Origin of the sequence: Hydrogenophaga sp. (assembly GCF_965657535.1) — a bacterium.
Lineage (GTDB): Bacteria > Pseudomonadota > Gammaproteobacteria > Burkholderiales > Burkholderiaceae_C > Hydrogenophaga.
The window spans coordinates 261,044-281,761 of sequence record NZ_CBFHOP010000006.1 but is presented as its reverse complement, the minus strand read 5'-3'; the positions used below and the strand labels follow the sequence as shown (position 1 = coordinate 281,761).

Annotated in this window: 17 protein-coding genes; 2 read left to right on the top strand and 15 right to left on the bottom strand. The window is 61.3% G+C overall.

Features of this window, described 5'->3' with window-relative positions:
• Window positions 1-5: 5 nt before the first annotated feature.
• The 6 genes from priB to ACTG4K_RS12960 all read right to left on the bottom strand — a co-directional run bounded on the left by priB (window position 6) and on the right by ACTG4K_RS12960 (window position 4,224).
• Window positions 6-293: a primosomal replication protein N gene (priB, locus tag ACTG4K_RS12985; RefSeq protein ID WP_439114627.1), complete on the bottom strand. Its 288-nt coding sequence runs from the start codon at window positions 291-293 to the stop codon at window positions 6-8.
• A 25-nt stretch (window positions 294-318) separates the two neighbouring features.
• The gene (gene rpsF / locus ACTG4K_RS12980; protein WP_304829898.1) at window positions 319-693 is read right to left on the bottom strand and encodes a 30S ribosomal protein S6; all 375 of its coding nucleotides are present in this window, start codon (window positions 691-693) and stop codon (window positions 319-321) included.
• Window positions 694-873: 180 nt separating this feature from the next.
• A complete protein-coding gene (locus ACTG4K_RS12975) occupies window positions 874-3,012 on the bottom strand; it encodes a sodium:solute symporter family protein (RefSeq protein WP_439114626.1) in 2,139 nt (712 codons plus the stop codon).
• Window positions 2,996-3,256 carry a DUF4212 domain-containing protein gene (locus tag ACTG4K_RS12970; protein ID WP_439114625.1) on the bottom strand — a complete coding sequence of 87 codons (261 nt, stop codon included), beginning with the start codon at window positions 3,254-3,256 and terminating at the stop codon, window positions 2,996-2,998. Before ACTG4K_RS12970 ends, ACTG4K_RS12975 begins: the two co-directional genes overlap by 17 nt.
• Before the next feature lie 90 nt (window positions 3,257-3,346).
• A complete protein-coding gene (locus ACTG4K_RS12965; RefSeq protein WP_439114624.1) occupies window positions 3,347-3,931 on the bottom strand; it encodes a tetratricopeptide repeat protein in 585 nt (194 codons plus the stop codon).
• A complete protein-coding gene (locus ACTG4K_RS12960) occupies window positions 3,928-4,224 on the bottom strand; it encodes a hypothetical protein (protein WP_439114623.1) in 297 nt (98 codons plus the stop codon). The genes ACTG4K_RS12965 and ACTG4K_RS12960 overlap by 4 nt, the downstream gene beginning before the upstream one ends.
• A gap of 169 nt (window positions 4,225-4,393) precedes the next feature.
• Between ACTG4K_RS12960 and ACTG4K_RS12955 the strand changes: the two genes are divergently transcribed.
• Window positions 4,394-6,250 (top strand): putative nucleotidyltransferase substrate binding domain-containing protein, encoded by a 1,857-nt coding sequence (locus tag ACTG4K_RS12955; protein ID WP_439114622.1) that lies wholly within the window; start codon window positions 4,394-4,396, stop codon window positions 6,248-6,250.
• A 194-nt stretch (window positions 6,251-6,444) separates the two neighbouring features.
• Here the strand turns inward: ACTG4K_RS12955 and ACTG4K_RS12950 are convergent, their stop codons facing one another.
• The 5 genes from ACTG4K_RS12950 to ppsA all read right to left on the bottom strand — a co-directional run bounded on the left by ACTG4K_RS12950 (window position 6,445) and on the right by ppsA (window position 14,637).
• Entirely contained in the window at window positions 6,445-8,646 is a 2,202-nt protein-coding gene (locus ACTG4K_RS12950) for an exonuclease domain-containing protein (RefSeq protein WP_439114621.1), read from the bottom strand.
• Window positions 8,643-9,017, bottom strand: coding sequence for a response regulator transcription factor (locus ACTG4K_RS12945; RefSeq protein ID WP_439114620.1), 375 nt, complete (start codon window positions 9,015-9,017; stop codon window positions 8,643-8,645). Before ACTG4K_RS12945 ends, ACTG4K_RS12950 begins: the two co-directional genes overlap by 4 nt.
• Window positions 9,018-9,069: 52 nt before the next feature.
• Window positions 9,070-11,823 carry an ATP-binding protein gene (locus ACTG4K_RS12940; protein WP_439114619.1) on the bottom strand — a complete coding sequence of 918 codons (2,754 nt, stop codon included), beginning with the start codon at window positions 11,821-11,823 and terminating at the stop codon, window positions 9,070-9,072.
• A gap of 19 nt (window positions 11,824-11,842) precedes the next feature.
• On the bottom strand, window positions 11,843-12,073 hold the full coding sequence (locus ACTG4K_RS12935; RefSeq protein WP_439114618.1) for a hypothetical protein: 231 nt from the start codon (window positions 12,071-12,073) through the stop codon (window positions 11,843-11,845).
• Between the two features lie 152 nt (window positions 12,074-12,225).
• Complete coding sequence (gene ppsA, locus ACTG4K_RS12930; protein ID WP_439114617.1) at window positions 12,226-14,637, bottom strand: phosphoenolpyruvate synthase; 2,412 nt, start codon at window positions 14,635-14,637, stop codon at window positions 12,226-12,228.
• 266 nt (window positions 14,638-14,903) lie between these two features.
• On the opposite strand from ppsA, the gene ppsR reads away from it, so the two are divergent.
• Window positions 14,904-15,725 (top strand): posphoenolpyruvate synthetase regulatory kinase/phosphorylase PpsR, encoded by an 822-nt coding sequence (gene ppsR, locus ACTG4K_RS12925; RefSeq protein ID WP_439114616.1) that lies wholly within the window; start codon window positions 14,904-14,906, stop codon window positions 15,723-15,725.
• A 137-nt stretch (window positions 15,726-15,862) separates the two neighbouring features.
• Here ppsR and ACTG4K_RS12920 read toward each other — a convergent pair whose 3' ends face one another.
• The 4 genes from ACTG4K_RS12920 to ahpF form a co-directional block, all read right to left on the bottom strand.
• Entirely contained in the window at window positions 15,863-16,240 is a 378-nt protein-coding gene (locus tag ACTG4K_RS12920; protein WP_439114615.1) for a hypothetical protein, read from the bottom strand.
• A 230-nt stretch (window positions 16,241-16,470) separates the two neighbouring features.
• Window positions 16,471-18,324 carry a sodium:solute symporter family protein gene (locus tag ACTG4K_RS12915; protein ID WP_439114614.1) on the bottom strand — a complete coding sequence of 618 codons (1,854 nt, stop codon included), beginning with the start codon at window positions 18,322-18,324 and terminating at the stop codon, window positions 16,471-16,473.
• A 12-nt stretch (window positions 18,325-18,336) separates the two neighbouring features.
• Window positions 18,337-18,597 carry a DUF4212 domain-containing protein gene (locus ACTG4K_RS12910; RefSeq protein ID WP_439114613.1) on the bottom strand — a complete coding sequence of 87 codons (261 nt, stop codon included), beginning with the start codon at window positions 18,595-18,597 and terminating at the stop codon, window positions 18,337-18,339.
• Window positions 18,598-18,935: 338 nt separating this feature from the next.
• Window positions 18,936-20,528: an alkyl hydroperoxide reductase subunit F gene (gene ahpF / locus ACTG4K_RS12905; protein ID WP_439114612.1), complete on the bottom strand. Its 1,593-nt coding sequence runs from the start codon at window positions 20,526-20,528 to the stop codon at window positions 18,936-18,938.
• Window positions 20,529-20,718: the final 190 nt, after the last annotated feature.

Sequence of the window (20,718 nt, the reverse complement as noted above, 5' to 3'; positions counted from 1 at the left end):
CCTTCCTATGTCTTGCTGAAATCTTGGATGTGGAACACAACGCCTTTGCCGTTGCGGGCGTTCGTCAGGAAGCCGTGAAATTTACAAGCCGAGTCAAGCCCTTGCCGGGACAAAACTTCAGCTTGCACACCGAAGGCCACAGCCTTCAGTTGCAGCTTCACCAACCGCGGGGCATCCATTTCAACAATCTCGGAATCGTGTTCGAGGACGATATTGAGAGCTGGTATGCCTGCCGGCGTGTACCGCAGGCTCTGCACCTGCACCACCACGGCGGACAACTGAAACTGGTTCACCCGCTGACGACGTCACACAGCGCTGTTACGCTGCGGCCTGTTCCTGCGGTTGTTGCTGGGACTTGCGGGCTTCTTCACGCTCGACCGATTTCATCATGGAAGATGGGCCGGTATCGGCTTTCTTCTTGAGCACGGTGAGGTGACGCAGCACGGCGTCGTTGAACTTGAAGGCATGCTCAAGCTCAGCCATCACAGCCTGATCGGCTTCGATGTTGACGCACAGGTAGTGGGCCTTGGACAGCTTGTTGATCTGGTAAGCCATTTGACGGCGACCCCAGTCTTCAACCCGATGGATCTTGCCGTTACCGGCCGTGATCATGCCCTTGTAGCGCTCCAGCATGGCCGGAACTTGTTCGCTTTGATCTGGATGGATCAGCAAAACGATTTCGTAATGACGCATAGACTCTCCTTGTGGATAAAAAAGCCGCCCCCAGCGTCTGATTGGAGTGCAGCAAGGCAAGCCCGCGATTCTAACAAGAAAACGCAGGCCCTGGCAAAAAGCGCTGGACATGGACGGTAAATGAATACCTACCCAAGTAGGTGCGAGACCAAACTCGCGCAGCGCACTCAGCATCCATGATCAAGGCTCCCGCAGGCTGGGGTAGCGCACATGCTCCACCAGTTGCTGCACCTTGCGGCTGGGCGCTGGGGTCACCCAGCTGATGAGGATGATCACGGCAAAGCCCAGCGGCACCCCAAAAACCCCGGCCGAGATGGGCAGGATGCCCCACCAGAGCTCTATGGGCGTGGTGACGCCAAAGACGCCTCGCAACCAGGGTTGGGTGGTCACCATGTAATAGAACGTGACACCCAGGCCCGCGATCATGCCCAACGAGGCGGCTATGCCGGTGGCCCGCTTCCAGAAGATACCCAGCACCAATGCCGGGAAAAACGCGGCGGCAGCAAACGAGAAAGCGGCTGAGACCAGGAACAGAATATCGGCCGGTTTTTGTGCCGCGACATAAGCGGCGACCAGCGCCACCATCAGCAGCAACACCTTGGATATGGTGACCCTGCGGGCGGTGGATGCGTTGGGGTCGATCATTTTGTAGTAAAGATCGTGGGACAGCGCGTTGGCAATCGTCAGCAGCAAGCCGTCGGCGGTGGACAAAGCCGCAGCCAGGCCACCGGCCGCCACCAGGCCCGAGATAACGTAAGGCAGCCCGCCAATTTCGGCAGTCGCCAGCACGATGATGTCGCCGCCGATGCTCATCTCGTTGAGTTGCAGGATGCCGTCTTTGTTGACGTCGGTGATCGACATCAGGCTCGGATCGACTTTGTTCCAGGACGCCACCCAGGCGGGCAGCTGGTCGATCGGCGTCCCAATGAGCACATGGAACACCTCGAACTTCACCAGCACGGCCAGAGCCGGTGCTGTGAAATAGAGCAAAAAGATGAAGAACAACGACCAGGTGACGGACTGCCTGGCCTCCTTCACGCTGGGCACGGTGTAGTAGCGCATCAAGATGTGCGGAAGGGCCGCCGTGCCAATCATGAGGCAAAAGATCAGTGCCAGAAAGTTGCGCCTTGAGTGGTCGTAGGCTGCTTTCTCCTGGGCATTGCCTTGCGGGTCGCCCGCAAACTGGGCCGCGTGGGGCGGCATGCCATTCAGTGGCTTGGACTTGGTTTCTGCCAGGGCCTTGCCTCGGGTCCAGGCGGCTTTGGCTGCCGCTTCGTCTTTGGGCAAAGAAGATACCGCGCGCTCGGCGTTTGAAATGGCAACCGAGGGCGCGTTGGCCGCGCGCAGCTCAGCCAAGCGGGTTTCGGCCGCTGCCTTGTCGGCCTTCAAGGCGGCTCCTGGGTCTTTCAACTTTTCCGTTAGATCGGCGGCACGCTGCCTGAAGATGTCGCGCACCTCCACCTCTTTGGGGTCGTTGGTCAGCAACTTTTCTTTGGCCGTGACCTTTTCCAGCTGGTAGCCGTAGACGGCCTGCGGCACGGGGAAGTTGGCCTGTTTGACCGACAGCCACACCACCGGAATCAGGTAGGCCACGATCAGCACGATGTACTGGGCCACCTGCGTCCAGGTGACCGCACGCATGCCCCCGAGAAAAGAACACACCAGAATACCGCCCAGCCCGAGGAACACGCCGAGCTCAAAGGCCACACCGGAGAGCCGTGATGTGATCAGGCCAACACCGTAAATTTGCGCCACCACATAGGTGAACGAACACAAAATAGCTGCGAATATGCCGATGAAACGCGGCATATTGCCGCCGTAGCGCTCGCCCAGAAAATCGGGAATGGTGAACTGCCCGAACTTGCGCAGATAAGGCGCCAGCAGCAACGCCACCAGGCAGTAACCCCCTGTCCACCCCATGATAAAGGCCAGCCCGCTGTATCCGGTGAGGTACAACGTGCCAGCCATGCCGATGAACGAGGCGGCAGACATCCAGTCGGCACCGGTGGCCATGCCGTTGTAGACCGCTGGCACACGCCGCCCGGCCACGTAGTATTCGGCCGCATCGGTGGTGCGGCTCATGATGCCGATGCCCGCATACAAGCCGATGGTGGCCAGCAAGAAGATGAAGCCAATCCATTCGCGCGACAACCCCAGTTGCTCCAGGATGGCCAAGGCGATCACAAAGACGAAGAAACCGCCCGTGTACCACTTATAAACCTTGTTGAGCTGCTGGCGAAAGGCCCGGTTGGCCGCGCCTTTGCCGCTGGTGGGCCCGGAATCTAAGCTACCTGCCACGCCATCAGTCCTCGATCTCATCAACACCGTGCTCAATATCAAGGCGGTTCATGTACCACGCGTAATACCCAATGATCAGGCAGTACACCACCAATGCCCCTTGAGCCCCCATCCAGAAGCTGAAGGGCCAGCCGAAAAAACTGAAACTCAGTTCGCGGGCGAAGTAGCTCACCACGAACGTGACAACAAACCAGATTGCCAGCAACAAGCCCGTGATGCGGAGGTTTTTGCGCCAGTAGCTGCGATGGTTGTCGGTCAGTTCCACGGTATTCACCTCGGTCAACTTAGCCCCTGCGGGCACATCTTGGGTCCGGCTTGCGCCGGGCACCCTGCTCGATGCAAACGCTTTTGGCGTTCACGCGGACTTCAGACGGCGCCCGCCCAGGCCCGTTTCCCTTTCGAGCTGGGCGGCCACCTTGGGCTCAAAGCGGCGCAGGTGGCGAATGATTTTCGTGGCTTCTTCAGGCTCTTGCCGCTGCACATGCACGCGCGCCAATTGGTACCAGCCGTAAGGGCTCATGGGCTGCAGCTCGGTGTTTTTTTTCAACGCCGGAATGGCTTCGTCAAAACGGCGCTGGCGGATCAGGCTGAGTGACAAACCATACCAGGCCCGGTCCAACTGGGGATCGATGGCGATGGCGCGCTGAAAAGCGGATTCAGCCTGCTCCAGCAAGCCCATTTCTTCACTCAGAAAACCGTAGTTGAACCACCCGGTCGCTTGCCCAGGCTCCAGCGCCACCAGCTCGGCCAGTGCATCGAGAGCAGCTGGTTTTTCACCGAGTTCAGCCAACACATGGGCCTGGGTGGCCAACGCCCGTGTGTCACCGGGGTTGGCTCGCAACGCCGTAGCGATGCGCAACAGCGCCCGGCGAGGGCGCCCTAGCAGCAACAGGCCACGGACCTGCCAGTGAACGAGCCGGGTCTTGGTGGCAAGGCTCACTGGCACAACGCAACCCCCACCTTCAGACAATGGGAAATTTTGGCAGCGGTCACGGCCAGCCAGACAAAGCCCAAAATCAAAAAGGCCACCAGCGGAAGATGGCGGTCCAGGACGATGCGCGGGGTGAACCACCGCGTCAGTTGCACAAATGGCCGCCCGATGATCTCAAGCACCTGGTAGAAAACATTGTTTTGTTTGCGCTGGCCAGCCAGCAGGCCCAAAATCCACTGACCAAAAAGCGCCAACAACGCCATTTCGGTGATCAGTTTGAGCGCAGAAATCATTAAGAACATGTAAGCCTGCGGTAACGGTGTCGCCATTCTGAAGTTAGACCTTACCGCGTTCTTACATACGCACCCAACAACCCTCTGACGCAGGTCAAACCCTGTGAGGGTTTACCCACCAGCGGCCACTGTGGTGCGGTGTAGCATGTTTCGCTGAATTCACCAGGCACACCGACCCATGACAAAAAACGCCTCCGACACGCGGCCTTTGCCCGACCTCCTGCGTACGCACCGCATCTTTGGCCTGCTGCCCAACGACACCCAGAAGAAGTTGGCAGACACGCTCCAGGTCAAGCCGGTGGCCGCTGGCACACCAGCGTGTGCACCCACCGAACTCCAGCAACAACTGCACTGGCTGCTATCGGGCAGCGTCAGTCTGCTGGACGGGCAGCAACAAGCCGTGGTCACGATGTACCCGGGGGAACTGTTTGGTTTGCAGGCCGATGGGTTGGCCGGTGTCGAAGACAGCCTGGCCCGTACCGACTGCACGCTGGTGAGCATGGACCGCGCGTGGGTGGAGACCTTGCAAGCCGAGTTGCCTGCGCTCAGCCTGCTGCTGCCCGGCGGCAGCGCTTCAACACCGAGCAGCTCGCGTGGTACGCCGGGCGCCACTGACCCCGCCCTCAACCTCATGACCACGCCGGTGCGCTCGCTGATCAAGCGCGCCCCGATCACCTTGCCGCCGCAGACCAGCATCCGCGATGCGGCAAAGCTCATGAGCGAACAGCGGGTGTCTTCGGTCCTCATCGTGGAACAGGACCACCTGTTTGGCGTGGTCACCGACCGCGACTTGCGCAACCGCGTGATCGCAGCCGGCATGGACAGCGCCCGCCCGATCATGGACATTGCCACACTGGCTCCCATGAGCATCGACGTGCAAAACCCGGCATTTGATGCGCTGCTCCTGATGGCGCGCCACAACATCCACCATGTGCCGGTGCTCGACGGCCAGCGCATCGTGGGCATGATCACCGCCACCGACCTGACCGAGCAGCACAGCACCTCGGCCGTGTACCTGGCTGGGGATATTTACAAGCAAAGCACGGTGGAGGGCTTGCAGCGCGCCAGCACCAAGATCAAGCGCCTGCAGCAAAGCCTGGCGGCGGCCGAAGCGTCGGCCTACAGCACCGGCCACATCATCACGGCCATCACCGATGCCATCACGACGCGGTTGCTGCAACTGGGAGAGGCGCAATTGGGTCCGGCGCCGGTCGATTACGTTTGGGTGGCGGCAGGCTCTCAGGCGCGCAACGAACAGACCGCCAAGTCCGACCAAGACAACTGCATGGTGCTGGACGACACCTTTGACGAGGCACAGCATGGCACGTACTTCAAAGCCTTGTCCCAGTTCGTCTGCGACGGGCTTGACGCCTGCGGCTACATCTACTGCCCGGGCGAGATGATGGCCATGACGGACACCTGGCGCCAACCCCGCCAGCGCTGGGTCGACTACTTTGCACGCTGGACCGGCCAGCCCGACCCCAAGTCGCTCATGTTGACCTGCGTGTTCTTTGACATGCGCGCGATTCACGGCAATGCCTCGCTGCTGGACGGCCTGCGCGGCGACGTGCTTAAGCGCACGCAAGGCAACAGCATTTTTCTGGCCTACATGGTCGGCAACGCCCTCTCCCACACACCACCACTGGGCATGTTTAAAGGCATTTCCACCATTCGCAGCGGCGAGCACAAGGGCAAGATCGACCTAAAGCACACTGGCGTGGTGCCGATCGTTGACCTGGCACGGGTGTATGCACTCGCCGGTGGCGATTCGGCGGTCAACACGCACGACCGGCTGGTGGGCGCAGCAGCCGGTGGCGCCATCAGCGAGCAGAGCGCCCGCGACCTGCGCGATGCACTGGAATTTTTGGCTTTCACCCGCATTCAGCACCAAGCCCGACAAATCGCCAAAGGTGAAGCCCCCGACAACTTCCTCCATCCGGGGGACATTTCCAACTTCGAGCGCACCCAACTCAAGGACGCCTTCACCGTGGTGCAGTCGCTGCAAAGCGTGCTCGGCCAGCGATACAAGATGTGACTCCCCGCGCGCCGGCCTGCGGCCCTCCCACCCCCCCCAGGAGGTGGCACGGGCCGTCAGGCCAAGCGGGCCCGGCGGTGCCCTGGCACCGTGCACCTCCTGCGGCAATCGTGTCTTGAATGTCGCAGAACCGGCTTTGCCGGGCTGCAGGCATCGCCCCCTGGGGGTGACGGCCGCAAGCCGGCGCGGGGGCATCAATACTTCAAGCGGGCGTAGTAGGTTTGCTGCGCCGCTTCGCGCGCCTGCCCCAGCGTGTGAATGCCCTTCTCGGCCAGCAGCGGAATGAGCTTGAGGAACACTTCAGCTGTCACCATGGCATCGCCCATGGCCGTGTGACGGCCAATGATGGTCACGTTGAAGCGTTCGGCAATGGCTTCCAGGCGGTGCGAGTCCTGGTTCGGATGCACCAGGGCCGACAGCAACAGCGTGTCGAGCACCGGGTGGTCAAACGCAACGCCGCTTTGCTTTTCTTTGAGCTGCAAAAACCGCATGTCGAATGCAGCGTTGTGGGCCACCAGCACGGTGTCTTGAGCAAACGCGTGGAACGCGGGCAGCACCTTTTCGATGGTGGGCTGGCCCACCACCATCTCAGGCTGGATGCCGTGTATCGGAATGGACGCCGCCGGGATCGTGCGCCGGGGATCGACGAGTTGCTCAAAACACTCTTGGCGCAACAGCTTGTTGTTGACCAGCCGCGCAGCCCCAATCTGGATGATCTCGTCACCCTGCGAGGGGTTCAGGCCGGTGGTTTCGGTATCGAACACCGTGTAGACCAGGTCGCTGAGCCGGCGGTCGTCCAGGGTGCGGGTCTGCTCGGTGGTTTTGAAGAGGTCAAAGTCGTAGTACTCGGGCCGGCTTTCGCTGCGCACGAAGGTGGCCGCGTCCACCTGCTCTTGCGGGTTGGCTAACGGCAGCAGGAAACGGAAAAACGCCTGATGCTGAGCACGCTCACGCTCGAACCAGAACGCGCCGCCATGGCGTTCGACCACATCGCGAACGGTCAGGCGCGTGGTGTCAGCGCCCACTTTCATCGCGTCCATTTCCCAGCTCATCACCGTCTCGGTGCTCATGGCCTGGCCCGACCAGATCAGGTCCAGCTGGGCTTTGCCAGGGCTGCCGGTAGCGTTGCCCAGGCGCAACTGAACAAACCGCACCTCAAACTCGTCGGCCAGGCGCCCAGACAGGTACACCAGCGCCTGCAACAGCGAAAAGCTTTCCACCTTGAGCCACACCGAGCCGTCCACATCCATGGACGACGCGGGCAGATTGGTCACAGTTTCGATGCGGCGCAGCGCGGCACTCACCAGATCGGCACCCAGCATGTCTTCCAGTGGCCAACGGGTCTTCAGGCTGTCGGCCGAGCCCGCTTCCAGGACGCCAATGCGCTGGCTCAGTGAGCGTGTTTCCTCGCGAATCACGCCCAGGAAACGCTCGCGCATCGCGGGCTCCAGGTCCGGGTAGTCCAGCATGTCAATCGCGGCCTGCATGTTGGCCAGCGCCGAGCGGCTGCCCTCGGTGAGGCTGTGCAGCACCTGATCTTTGGCCGACTCGGCCTCAAAGTCGCTGGTGATGTTGTCGAGCATCAGCACAAAGCCGGTGAGCTCCATACGGTCGGCTGCGGTCTCTGCCCCTTGGGCTTGCGGTGAACGCACCGGCGCCATTTGTACCCGAAGCAGCTGCCCGGCTGCGGTAGTGGTGACGAACTGTGCCGACGGCTGCGCTGCCCCACGAAACATGCGCTGCTGGATATTTTCCAGCGCGTGAGCCACCAGCTTGCGGTCAAACACGCTGTAAATAGACCGGCCCAAGCCGATCAGCTCGGCACCGCCGGCCACGCCAGGCGCTTGCGACAATGCGCGAAACTGCATGCGGGCGCGGTTGTTGTACAGCAGCACCCGGCCGTCCAGGTTGCATACCACGACGCTCTGCGTGAGTTCGGACATGAGTGCGGCCAGTCGGCTCTTTTCCTGCTCAATGCCCTGCGCTGCGGCTTGCACTTTGCTGTCCATTTCTCGGCGTAGCGCCTCACGCTGGCCCACCAACTGGTTGAACAGATCCGCCAGCACGCGGGTTTCCACATTGCCTTTGGGCCGCAGTTCGCGCACGACGTCGGTTTTCAACAGCACCTGGGCTTCTTCGGCCAGCTGCACCGAGGGCGTGACCCAATGGTCAAACCACCGCTTGAGCCCCCAGGCAATCGCAGCCATGCCAGCGCCCCAAGTGAGCGAAATCAGAACCAGCCGGTCCCCGAGCAGGCCCCATACCGTCGCGCGCTCGGCCGGCTCCAGCGTAGAACCCACCAGCCCTAACGTAGCCAGCAGCCAGCCCACCGACAGCACCGCAGCCACACCCAGCAACCACCACAGGCGGCGGTCGGTTTTTTGCTGGGCGCTCATGCAGGCGCCCCAAGCAACCCACGCACCTTTTGCACCAATTCTTTGGTGGAAAACGGCTTGGTCATATAGGCATTGGCACCCAGGGCCAAGCCCTTGGCCACGTCGGTGTCGCGCCCCTTGGCGGTGAGCATGACGATGAGGGTGTCGCGCACGGCTTCGTTGGTGCGCACCTCGTGGCACACATCAAACCCGGTCTTGATCGGCATCATCACATCAAGCAGCACGAGCGCCGGGCGTTCCCTTAAAACAGCGTCCACCGCTTCCTGCCCATCGCGCGCAACCACCACCTCGTAGCCTTCGCGCTTCATCAAGAACTCCAGCGAGATCAGGATGTTGGGCTCGTCGTCTGCAATCAGTATTTTTTGGCTCATGCCTATGCTCCTGTGTTTGTTGTGTTGTGTTGTGCGGCCCAGCCCACGGCGCTCAGTTCGGCGGCGCGGCGGCCTGGCCCTCAGCGCCGCGGCGCGGCAGGAAGAACGCGAAAACCGAACCTTCGCCCGGGCTCGAATGCAGCCACATGTGCCCGCCAAAATGCTCCACGATCTGGCGGCTGATGGGCAAGCCCAGGCCCGTTCCACCTGGTCGGTAGTGGTCGTCACCCGCCACCTGGCGAAATTTTTCGAACACCATGGCCTGCTGGTCCTGTGCGATACCGGGGCCGTTGTCCCGGACTTCCACCGTGACGCCATCCGCCTCTTCTTTCAAGCCCATCTGCACCCGCCCCGTGCCGCGCGGCGCGTATTTGGCCGCGTTGGACAGCAGGTTCAGCACCACCTGGGTGATCCGGTCAGCGTCGGCCCACAGCGGGCGCACCGATGCAGGCAACTGGATCTCCAGGGCCACACCACGCTCCCGGTAGGTCTCGCTCATGGTGGCAGCGGCTTGCTCCAGCAGCTCGCACATCGCCACCTCTGTGTTGTGCCACTCGGCGTGTCCGGCTTCAATCTTGGCCATGTCCAGCACCTGGTTGACCAGCCGGCTCAGCCGCTCGGCTTCCACCACGATAATCCCCAAAAACTGCTGGCGATGCGCCAAATCCATCTCTTCATCGTCGCGCATCAGCTCCGACAACGCCCTGATCGAAGTCAAAGGTGTGCGCAATTCGTGGGTCACCGAGGACATGAAATCGTCCTTCATCCGGTCCAGACTTTTCAGCTTTTCATTGGCTTCGCGCAGTTCCGCCGTGGCCCGTTCCAGCGACTGCGACTTTTCTTCCAGCGCGTGTGAGTAAGCGCGCAGCTGAGAAGCCTCGTCCAGGATGCGCATCACATCGTCCAGGTCCAGCGGCTCCTCTTCCACCACCGAAGCCACCATGACCCGGGCCGACGCGCTGCCAATGGCGCCGGTCAGCTCGGTTTCCACAAACTGCACCAGACGGGCATCGGCGGGTATGTGCTCAATGCCGGCCACGCCCACGCGGTGCGCGTAGTCGGTAAAGAGCCGCTGGGCCTGCTCGGCGCCCAAAAAGCGGCCCGCCAGCGGCAGCAGCGCCGACACCTTGGCCCGCCCCTGCCAAAACACCGGCCGCGCACCCGCCTTGCGGTTAAACACGTCGACAAACAACAACGCCTGGCTGGTTTCACGGGCAGAAGGCGCGCGCCACAGCGACACACCCACGTAGCCGCCCACATTGGCCAGCAGGCTCCAGAACAGCGAGTGGGTCAGATTGTCCAGGCCGGCCAGGCCCAGAAACGCTTCGGGCTTGAGCCAGACCAGGCCCCAAGGCCCGTGCTGCAAAAAGTCAGCGGCCAGCCAGCCCGACTTGGCCAGCGAAGGCAGCATCAAGGTGTAAACCCAAAAAGCAAAGCCCAGCAGCAAGCCGGTGAGCGCGCCGTGCCGCGTGCCGCCCTTCCAGTACATGCCACCCAGCATGGCAGGTGCAAACTGTGCCACGGCGGCAAAGCTGATCAACCCGATGCTGACCAGCGCGTAGGCCTCGCCAGCGAGGTGAAAGTACAGGTAGCCCAGCAGCAAAATGCCCAGAATTGCCAAGCGGCGAATAGCCAGAAGCAGCCCCGTCAGGTCTCCGCTGGCGCGGGCACCAAAGCGCCGCATGCGCAGCAAAATGGGCATCACCAAATCGTTGCACACCATGGTGGACACCGCGATAGCCTCCACGATCACCATGCCGGTGGCCGCCGACAAGCCGCCCACAAAGGCAAACAAGGCCAAAGCGCTTTGCCCCTGCGACAGCGGCAGCGACAAAATGAAAGTTTCCGGGTCCATGGCACCGGGGCCGAAATGCAGCAGCCCACCAATGGCGATGGGCAGCACAAACAGGTTGATCAGCAGCAGGTACAGCGGAAACGCCCACACGGCCCGCCGCAGGTGCTGCTCGTCCACGTTTTCCACCACCATCACCTGAAACTGCCGGGGCAAAAAAATCACCGACAGCATGGCCAGCAGCGTCAGGCCCAGCCACTGGGCATAGGCAAACGGCTGCCCCTGCCCAAACTGCAACAGCTTGCGCAAAGCCTCGACCGCGTGCGCCTGCTCAAACAAGGCAGCGGGGCTGGCAAACAAACCAAAGCTCACGAACAGGCCAACCGCCAGAAACGCCACCAGCTTCACCACCGACTCAAACGCGATGGCCGCCACCATGCCCTCGTGGCGCTCGGTGCTGTCCAGGTGGCGGGCGCCGAATACCATGGTGAAACCCGCCAGTGCCAGCGCCACATACAGCGTGCTGTCGCTCCACCAGTCGACGCTCTGCAAGGCCGGCTGGCCCAGCGGCGAGGTGAGCACTGCGTAACCACTGGCAATGGCTTTGAGCTGCAGCGCGATGTAGGGCACGATGCCCACCACTGTAATCAGGGTCACCAGGCCGGCCAGCGTCGGGCTCTTGCCGTAGCGGCTGGCAATGAAGTCGGCAATGGAGGTGATGCGGTAGGTCTTGGCAATGCGGATCATCTTGCGCACAACCATCCAGGCCAGAACCATAGCCAGCATGGGCCCCAGGTAAATGGGCAGAAACCACACCCCGGAATTGGCCGCGCGCCCTACGCTGCCAAAGTAGGTCCAGGCGGTGCAATACACCGCCATCGACAACGCGTACACCCACGGACTGGCAATGATGGAGCGCCCTTGCGCAGCTCGCCAGTCGCCAAAATACGCTACCGCAAACAGCAGCAGCAAGTATGCAAATGAGACGCCAATGACGAGCGGGGCAGAGAGCATATCGGTCAGCCCGGCGGGGTCACTCGGTGTGCGCTTGAGGCGAAGACGACGGGGCACCCGCCCGCCCTTCGACCACCCAGGCCAACACGGCAATCAGCAAGGCCCAGATGCCAAACAAGGCCAGCGGAAACAAGGGCAGACCCCAGATCAGGGCGTCGTGGTCCCACAGGGCCAGCAAGGGAAAGTTCAACAGCGCCCAGCCGCCAAAAAACAGGGCCACCAAGCGCTGGGCGTCCAGTCCTTGAAACATGCGCGTCTCCTCTTGTAACGGCGCGGTCCGCAGACACGCCTTTACAGACGATTGTGCGCCAAGCACTGACCCACGGCTTACGTTGCAGCGCAACAAAAAAGCGGCAAGGGTCGCCCCTTGCCGCTGTGCTCCGTTGCCGTACGACCGGCGCTTTACTGGGCGGTCGAAGCCAACAGCTGCCAGGTGTCCACCACCGAATCGGGGTTCAGCGAAATGGAGCTGATGCCCTCGTCACGCAGCCACTGCGCAAAGTCGGGGTGGTCGCTGGGGCCCTGGCCGCAAATACCCACGTACTTGCCCTGGGCCTTGCAGGCGCCAATCGCGAGCTTGAGCAGGGCTTTCACGGCCGGGTCGCGCTCGTCGAAGTCTTTGGCCAACAGTTCCAGACCGGAGTCGCGGTCCAGACCCAGGGTGAGCTGGGTCAGGTCGTTCGAGCCAATGGAGAAGCCGTCAAAAAACTGAAGAAACTCGTTGGCCAGCACGGCGTTGCTCGGGATCTCGCACATCATGATGACCTTGAGATCGTTTTCACCGCGCTTGAGGCCCTTTTCGGCCAGCAGCTCGGTCACGCGCTGCGCCTGGCCCAGGGTGCGCACAAACGGCACCATCACCTGCACGTTGCTCAGGCCCATGTCTTCGCGCACCCGCTTCAAAGCCTCGCACTCCATGGCAAAAGCCTCGCGGAAGTCTTCGCTGATGTAGCGCGCCGCGCCACGGAAGCCCAGCATGGGGTTTTCTTCATCGGGCTCGTAGCGGCTGCCGCCCACCAGTTTGCGGTATTCGTTGGACTTGAAATCAGACAGGCGCACGATCACCGGCTTGGGCCAGAAGGCTGCGGCAATGGTGGCCACACCTTCAGCCACCTTGTCCACGTAAAAGGCGCGCGGTGAAGCGTGGCCCCGGGCCACCGACTCCACGGCCTTCTTCAGGTCGGCATCGATGTTCGGGTAGTCCAGAATGGCCTTGGGGTGTACACCGATGTTGTTGTTGATGATGAATTCCAGACGGGCCAGGCCCACACCGCCGTTCGGAATCTGGCAAAAGTCAAACGCCAGCTGGGGGTTGCCCACGTTCATCATGATCTTCACGTCAACCTCGGGCATGGTGCCGCGCTGCACTTCGGTGATCTCTGTTTCCAGCAGGCCGTCGTAAATGTGGCCGGTATCGCCTTCGGCGCAGCTCACCGTCACCAGCATGCCGTCTTTCAGCGACTCGGTGGCGTCGCCACAACCCACCACGGCCGGAATGCCCAGCTCGCGCGCAATGATGGCGGCGTGGCAGGTACGGCCACCGCGGTTGGTCACGATAGCGCTGGCGCGCTTCATCACCGGCTCCCAGTTCGGGTCGGTCATGTCGGTCACGAGCACGTCACCGGGCTGCACCTTGTCCATTTCGCTGATGTTGTGGACCAGGCGCACCGGGCCGGTGCCGACCTTCTGACCGATGGCACGGCCGCTGGCCAGCACGGCACCCTTGCCCTTGAGCTTGTAGCGCACTTCGGTTTTGCCGGCCGACTGGCTCTTCACGGTTTCAGGGCGGGCCTGCAAAATGTAGAGTTGACCGTCGGTGCCGTCCTTGCCCCACTCAATGTCCATCGGACGGCCGTAGTGTTGCTCGATCACCAGCGCGTAGTGCGCCAGCTGCTCGACGTCAGCGTCGGTCAGGCTGTAACGGTTGCGCTGCTCCACCGGCACGTCCACGGTTTTCACCAGCTTGCCCTTGAGCGCGCCCTCGCTCGCCTTTTCTTCCGCCGTGGTGAAGGTCATCTGAATGAGCTTGCTGCCCAGGTTGCGGCGAATCAGCGCACGCTTGCCCGCCTTCAGCATGGGCTTGTGCACATAGAACTCGTCGGGGTTCACGGCGCCCTGCACCACCGTTTCGCCCAGGCCGTAGCTGGACGTGATGAACACCACGTCTTCAAAGCCGGACTCGGTGTCGATGGTGAACATCACGCCGGCCGCGCCGGTGTCCGAGCGCACCATGCGCTGCACGCCCGCCGACAGCGCCACGTCGGCATGGGCAAAGCCCTTGTGCACGCGGTAGCTGATGGCTCGGTCGTTGTACAAAGAAGCAAAAACCTCTTTCATCTTGTGCAGCACTTCGTCAATGCCATGCACGTTCAAAAAGGTTTCCTGCTGGCCGGCAAACGAGGCGTCAGGCAGGTCTTCGGCGGTGGCCGACGAGCGCACGGCGAAGGTGGCTTTGTCGTTGTCACCCACCAGGGTGACGAACGCGTCGCGGATGGCTTTTTCCAGATCGGCCGGAAAAGGCTGGTTTTCGACCATGGCGCGGATCTCGGCACCGGCCTCGGCCAGTGCCCGCACGTCTTCGGTGTCGAGCGCGTCCAGGCGCGCGTTGATGCGCTCGGTCAGCCCGTCAAACTGGAGAAACTCGCGAAACGCGTGGGCGGTGGTGGCAAAGCCGGTGGGCACTTTCACACCGCTGGGCAGCTGCGAGATCATCTCGCCCAGGCTGGCGTTTTTACCGCCCACGGCATCCACATCGGACATCCGCAGATGCTCGAAAGGCACGACCAGATCGGTCGGGGCAAACAGGTTGGACATGGAAAGACTCCTCAAGGTTAAAAAACCGGGGGCTCCATGCACCAGCTAAAGACCTGTAATTCTGTTGTGGGTCTGGCACCGGGCAACGGGGCTGAATCTGGGGGCCGTAACCCGGATAATGGACTGCGGCCGCAACCCGTGATTGTAGGGTGCCGGCTTCGGATGAGGCGACCTCCTGGCCCGCAGGCGCGTGAAAGCGACAGCGGCAGGGTTTAAATTTTTCGCAATCCTTTTGATCACCCTTTTTGCACTTGCCCGGTACCACCATGCCCAACCGAACGGTTTTTTTCATTTCTGACGGCACCGGCATCACCGCCGAAACCTTTGGCAACGCCATCCTGGCGCAATTTGAGGCCCCTGTTCGACGGGTCCGTTTGCCGTTCATAGACAGCGTGGACAAGGCCCACCAGGCCATTCGGCAGATCAACCACACCGCCGATGTCGAGGGCAAACGGCCGCTGGTGTTCACCACCGTGGTCAACATGGACGTGTTGCGGGTGGTGAAGGAACACTGCCAGGGCATGCTGCTGGACATGTTTGGCACTTTTGTCGAGCCCATGGAACAAGAACTGGGCATCAAGTCCAACCACCGCGTGGGCCGTTTTTCAGACGCCTCGAAAAGCCAGGCCTACAACGATCGGATCGAGGCCATCAACTTCTCCCTGGCGCACGACGACGGCCAGAGCCACCGCGACCTGCAAGGCTCCGACGTGATCCTGGTGGGCGTGAGCCGCAGCGGCAAAACGCCCACGTCGCTGTATCTGGCCATGCAATATGGACTGAAAGCGTCGAACTACCCGCTGATTCCGGAGGACTTTGAGCGCCGCAAGCTGCCGCCCGCCTTGGTGCCGCACCGCAAAAAAATCTTCGGACTGACGATTGCGCCCGAGCGTCTGAGCGAAATTCGCAACGAGCGCCGCCCCAGCTCACGCTATGCCAGCCTGGAAAATTGCCGCATGGAGATCAGCGAAGCCGAAGGCATGATGCGCCGCGAAGGCATTCGGTGGCTCTCAACGACCACCAAATCCATCGAAGAGATCGCAACCACGATCCTGCAGGAAATACGGCCAGAGCGGCTAATTTACTAGGCGTCCCCCTGAGCGCCTGCGCGGTTTTCCCCCGAAGGGGCGATGCGCGTGGCCTGGCAGAGCCAGTTCCACCGCATCCGTAAGCACTCCCCTACACCGATGATGGGTTTACCCGCGCGCTGCTGTGCGACTGGGGTTCAACGCTTGGTTTGAGCATCGGCTTTCTTGCTCTTGGGCCCCAAACCGTGTGCCTGGCGACCCAGCGCAAAAGAGGCAAACAGCTTGATCCACAACGTGGAGCCACCGATCGCCACCCAGGTGTCGTAATCAAGTTGCCCCAGAAGAATGGCAATGATCAGCACCACCATGACGACGCCGCCGATCATGTTGATCGCCATCTCGTAAGGCGCGTACTTTTCGGCGTTGGCTGGCGGCAGGCCCTTCTTGAGCGCCACCTCGGAAAAGTCATTTTTCACCAGAATGCGGTAAGCCCGGCGCAGCCAGAAGAAGGCCACCGGAAACAGGGCGAGGAAAAAAATCATGCGTATGGGGTAAACGCTCAGTCCCAGATCCATCCGATAAGTCCTTATTGAAAGCAGTAACGAGGTCGAGGTGTGCTCTGCACAAACCACCCAGAGAACGGGCTGTGCACAGCGCCCTGCGGTGCTGAAAAAATACCCACCGGCAAGGAACCAGATTGTCCACCAGCCGGTGCTGCAAAAAAAACAAAACCCCGCCAGAAGTCTGACGGGGTTTTATTCACCACCACACCAGGCCGGGGCCTGATGCAGCGGGGTTCAAGCCATCAGTGGCCGCCGGTTGCCGTGCCAGCACCCTTGGGTACGCGCACAGATTCCACCAGCTCCTGGATGTGCTTGGGCACAGGTGCGCCCATTTTGCTCACCACATAAGCCACCGCGAAGTTCACCAGGGCACCCACAGTACCGAAGGCTTCGGGGGTGATGGTGAAGAACGAGTTGGCGCCACCGATCAGGTCGAGGTAGTCGGTACCCTTGATGAAGAAGATGCCCTTGTGTGCGAACACATAGAACAACACCACAGTCAGACCAGCCAACATACCGGCGATGGCGCCTTTGTCGGTGATGGTGCGGCTGAAAATGCCCATCATCAGTGCAGGGAAGATCGTGGACGCGGCAATACCGAAGGCCAGAGCCACCGTACCGGCCGCGAAGCCTGGTGGGTTCAGACCCAGCCAGCCCGCCACGAAAATGGCCACAGCCATAGCGATCTTGCCAGCAATGAGCTCGTTCTTTTCGCTGATGTCGGGGTTGATGGCACCCTTGATCAGGTCGTGGGACACAGCCGACGAAATAGCCAGCAGCAAACCAGCAGCGGTTGACAGCGCAGCGGCCAGGCCACCAGCAGCCACCAGAGCGATCACCCAGTTGGGCAGCAGAGCAATTTCAGGGTTGGCCAGCACGATGATGTCGGCGTTCACGGTCAGCTCGTTGCCCTTCCAGCCGGCAGCTTCTGCCTTGCCTTTGGCGGCTTCGTTCTTGGTCTTGTCGTTGTAGTACTGGATGCGGCCGTCGCCGTTCTTGTCTTCCCACTTCAGCAGGCCGGTTTTTTCCCAGCGCTTCATCCAGTCAGGACGCTGCTCGTACACCAGGCTGGCTTCCGTTGCGTACAGGTCGCCGTTGGCTTTCACCACATCAGCGTTCACCTGAATGCCATCTGCCGTCTGGGTCAGGCCCACGGCGGTGTTCACGGTGCCGTGCAGGTTCAGCTTGGCCATGGCGCCCACTGCCGGAGCGGTGGTGTACAGCAAAGCAATGAAGACGAGCGCCCAGCCAGCGGACGAACGGGCGTCAGCCACCTTCGGCACGGTGAAAAAGCGCACGATCACGTGGGGCAGACCGGCGGTACCGATCATGAGCGACACGGTGTAGAAGAACATGTTCAGCGTCGAACCGGCGCTGGTCGTGGTGTACTGGCCAAAGCCCAGATCGGTCACCACTTGGTCCAGTTTGGTCAGCAACGACACGTCTGTACCGGCCATGCTTGCGCCCAGGCCCAGCTGCGGCAGGAAGTTACCGGTCAGGTTCAGGGAGATGAAGAATGCAGGCACCAGGTAAGCAGCAATCAGCACGCAGTACTGAGCCACCTGGGTGTAGGTGATGCCCTTCATGCCGCCGAACACCGCGTAAGCAAACACGATGGCCATACCAATGTAAATGCCCTGCTCGCTGGACACGCCCAGGAAGCGCGCAAACGTCACGCCCACACCGGTCATCTGACCAATGATGTAGGTGAGCGACGCCACCAGCAGACACAACACCGCCACGTTGCGGGCGGCCTTCGAGTAGAAGCGGTCGCCAACGAACTCAGGCACGGTGAACTTGCCAAACTTGCGCAGGTACGGCGCCAGCAACATGGCCAGCAACACGTAGCCACCGGTCCAGCCCATCAGGAACACGGCGCCGCCGTAGCCCATGTTGGAGATCAGACCGGCCATGGAGATGAACGAGGCGGCCGACATCCAGTCAGCGGCCGTGGCCATTCCGTTGGTGATGGGGTGCACGCCACCGCCAGCCACGTAGAACTCGGACGTGCTGCCCGCGCGTGCCCAGAAGGCGATGCCGAGGTAGAGCGCAAAGCTCAACCCGACGAAAATATAAATAGTGGTTTGGAGTTCCATCTTGGTCTTCCTTTAGTCTTCTTGCATGCCGAACTTGCGGTCGATCTTGCCCATCGCGCTGGCGTAGTAAAAGATCAGCGCAATAAAGATGTAGATCGAGCCTTGCTGGGCGAACCAGAAGCCAAGCGGGTAGCCGCCAAGACTGATGTTGTTCAGAACGCCGACGAACAGGATACCTGCTCCGTAAGACACGATAAACCAGATGATCAGCACCTTGGTCAGAAGACCAAGCGTGGCAGACCAGTAGGCCTTTGCGTTGCTATCAGTTGTCATGAAAGCCATCTCCTCAAAGTGATGCTTTTGCTGTTTCGACGGCTTGCGCCGCCACGTTTTGCATGCCAACTTCCATGCGGTTGCTGGCATTACGGGGGCGACTGTGGAGCCGCTTCCTTACAGCTAAATTGCTGACGGGTGCCCGCTGGTGCCGCCCTAGGGTAAGCCCCTAGCAAATAGATGGCGTTAGAGCGCTGCACCCGCCAATGCAAGCGCCGGCACACCCATTTCAAACGCAAAAAAGGCCTCGGTTTCCCGAAGCCCTTTTGTTCAATCAGTCCGTTTGACCTATTTGGCCCTTTCCCCCTTGCGCCCACTCACGGGGCGCAAAGCGTCTGTCAGGCCATCGCGGCCTCCGCCTGAGCAACCGCCACCACGGGTTGGCGAATCAGGTGATCGAACGCGCTGAGTGCGGCCTTGGCGCCCTCGCCTGCAGCAATCACGATCTGTTTGTAAGGCACCGTGGTGCAGTCGCCTGCGGCGAATACGCCCGGTACATTGGTGTGGCCCTTGGCGTCCACCACGATCTCGCCGAAGCGGCTCAGCTCGACCGTGCCCTTGAGGAACTCGGTGTTGGGCACCAGACCAATCTGAACAAACACGCCCTCCAGTGCCACATGGTGGTCGGTGCCGGTGGCCCGGTCTTTGTATCCCAGACCATTCACCTTGCCGTCAGCACCGGTGATTTCGGTGGTCTGCGCGTTCACATGGATAGCCACATTAGGCAGGCTCTTGAGTTTGCTCACCAGCACAGCATCGGCCTTGAGCGCATCGGCAAATTCGATCAGCGTGACATGGGCGACCACACCGGCCAGGTCGATCGCAGCTTCGACGCCGGAGTTGCCGCCACCGATCACCGCCACGCGCTTGCCTTTAAACAGCGGCCCATCGCAGTGCGGGCAATAGGCCACGCCTTTGTTTTTGTATTCCTGTTCGCCGGGCACGTTCACATTGCGCCAGCGCGCGCCGGTGGACAGGATCACGCTGCGCGCCTGCAGCACGCCGCCGTTGGCCATTTGCACCGTCACCAAACCGCCTGGCTCTTCAGCCGGGATGATCTTGTCGGCGCGTTGCAGATTCATGATGTCCACCTCGTAGTGGCGCACCTGGGCTTCCAGCGCGGCGGCAAACTTGGGACCGTCGGTTTCCAGCACCGAAATGTAGTTCTCGATCGCCATGGTGTCGTTGGTCTGGCCACCAAAGCGCTCGGCCGCCACCCCCACCCGAATGCCTTTGCGGGCCGCATACACGGCCGCAGCCGCACCAGCCGGGCCACCGCCCACCACCAGCACGTCAAACGCGTCTTTCGCGTTAAGTTTGGCGGCTTCGCGCTCACCCGAGTTCGTGTCCAGCTTGGCCACAATCTCTTCCACCGTCATACGGCCGGAGCCGAACACCTTGCCGTTCAAAAACACCATGGGCACAGCCATGATCTCGCGCTCGGTCACTTCCTGCTGGAACGCGCCGCCTTCGATGACCACGGTTTTAACCTTGGGGTTGAAGATCGCCATCAGCGACAGCGCCTGCACAACGTCCGGGCAGTTGTGGCAGCTCAGAGACATATAGACCTCAAAGCTGAAGTCACCGTCTAGGGCCTTGATCGACTCGATCACGTCCGCCTCTACCTTGGGCGGGTGGCCGCCGGTCCACAACAGCGCCAGCACCAGCGACGTGAATTCGTGGCCCAGTGGCAAGCCGGCGAAACGCACGCCTTGGGTCTCGCCTTGACGAGCGACCACAAAGGAAGGCTTGCGGGCGTCGTTGCCTGACGTGTCCAGCGTGACCTTGTCCGACAGCGACACGATGTCGTTGAGCAGACCACGCATCTCGGTGCCGGTGGCGCTGTCGTCCAGCGACGCGATCAGCTGGATTGGTTGGCGCAGCATGCCCAGGTACTGCTGTAACTGCGATTTGAGGTTGGCTTCAAGCATGTTGAACTCCTGAAAGAAAGATAAGGTGCGGAAGGCCGCTGGTGCATGGGCCTGCAAACAAGCCCATGGGGCAGCGGTGCTGCCAGAAGAAAAAGGGAAACAACTGCAACCTCGGGGGATCGCGGTGCAGTTAACCCAAAACGCCGTGGAACCGGCTTTGCCGGCCCGCCAGCTTTGCCCCCCTTGAGGG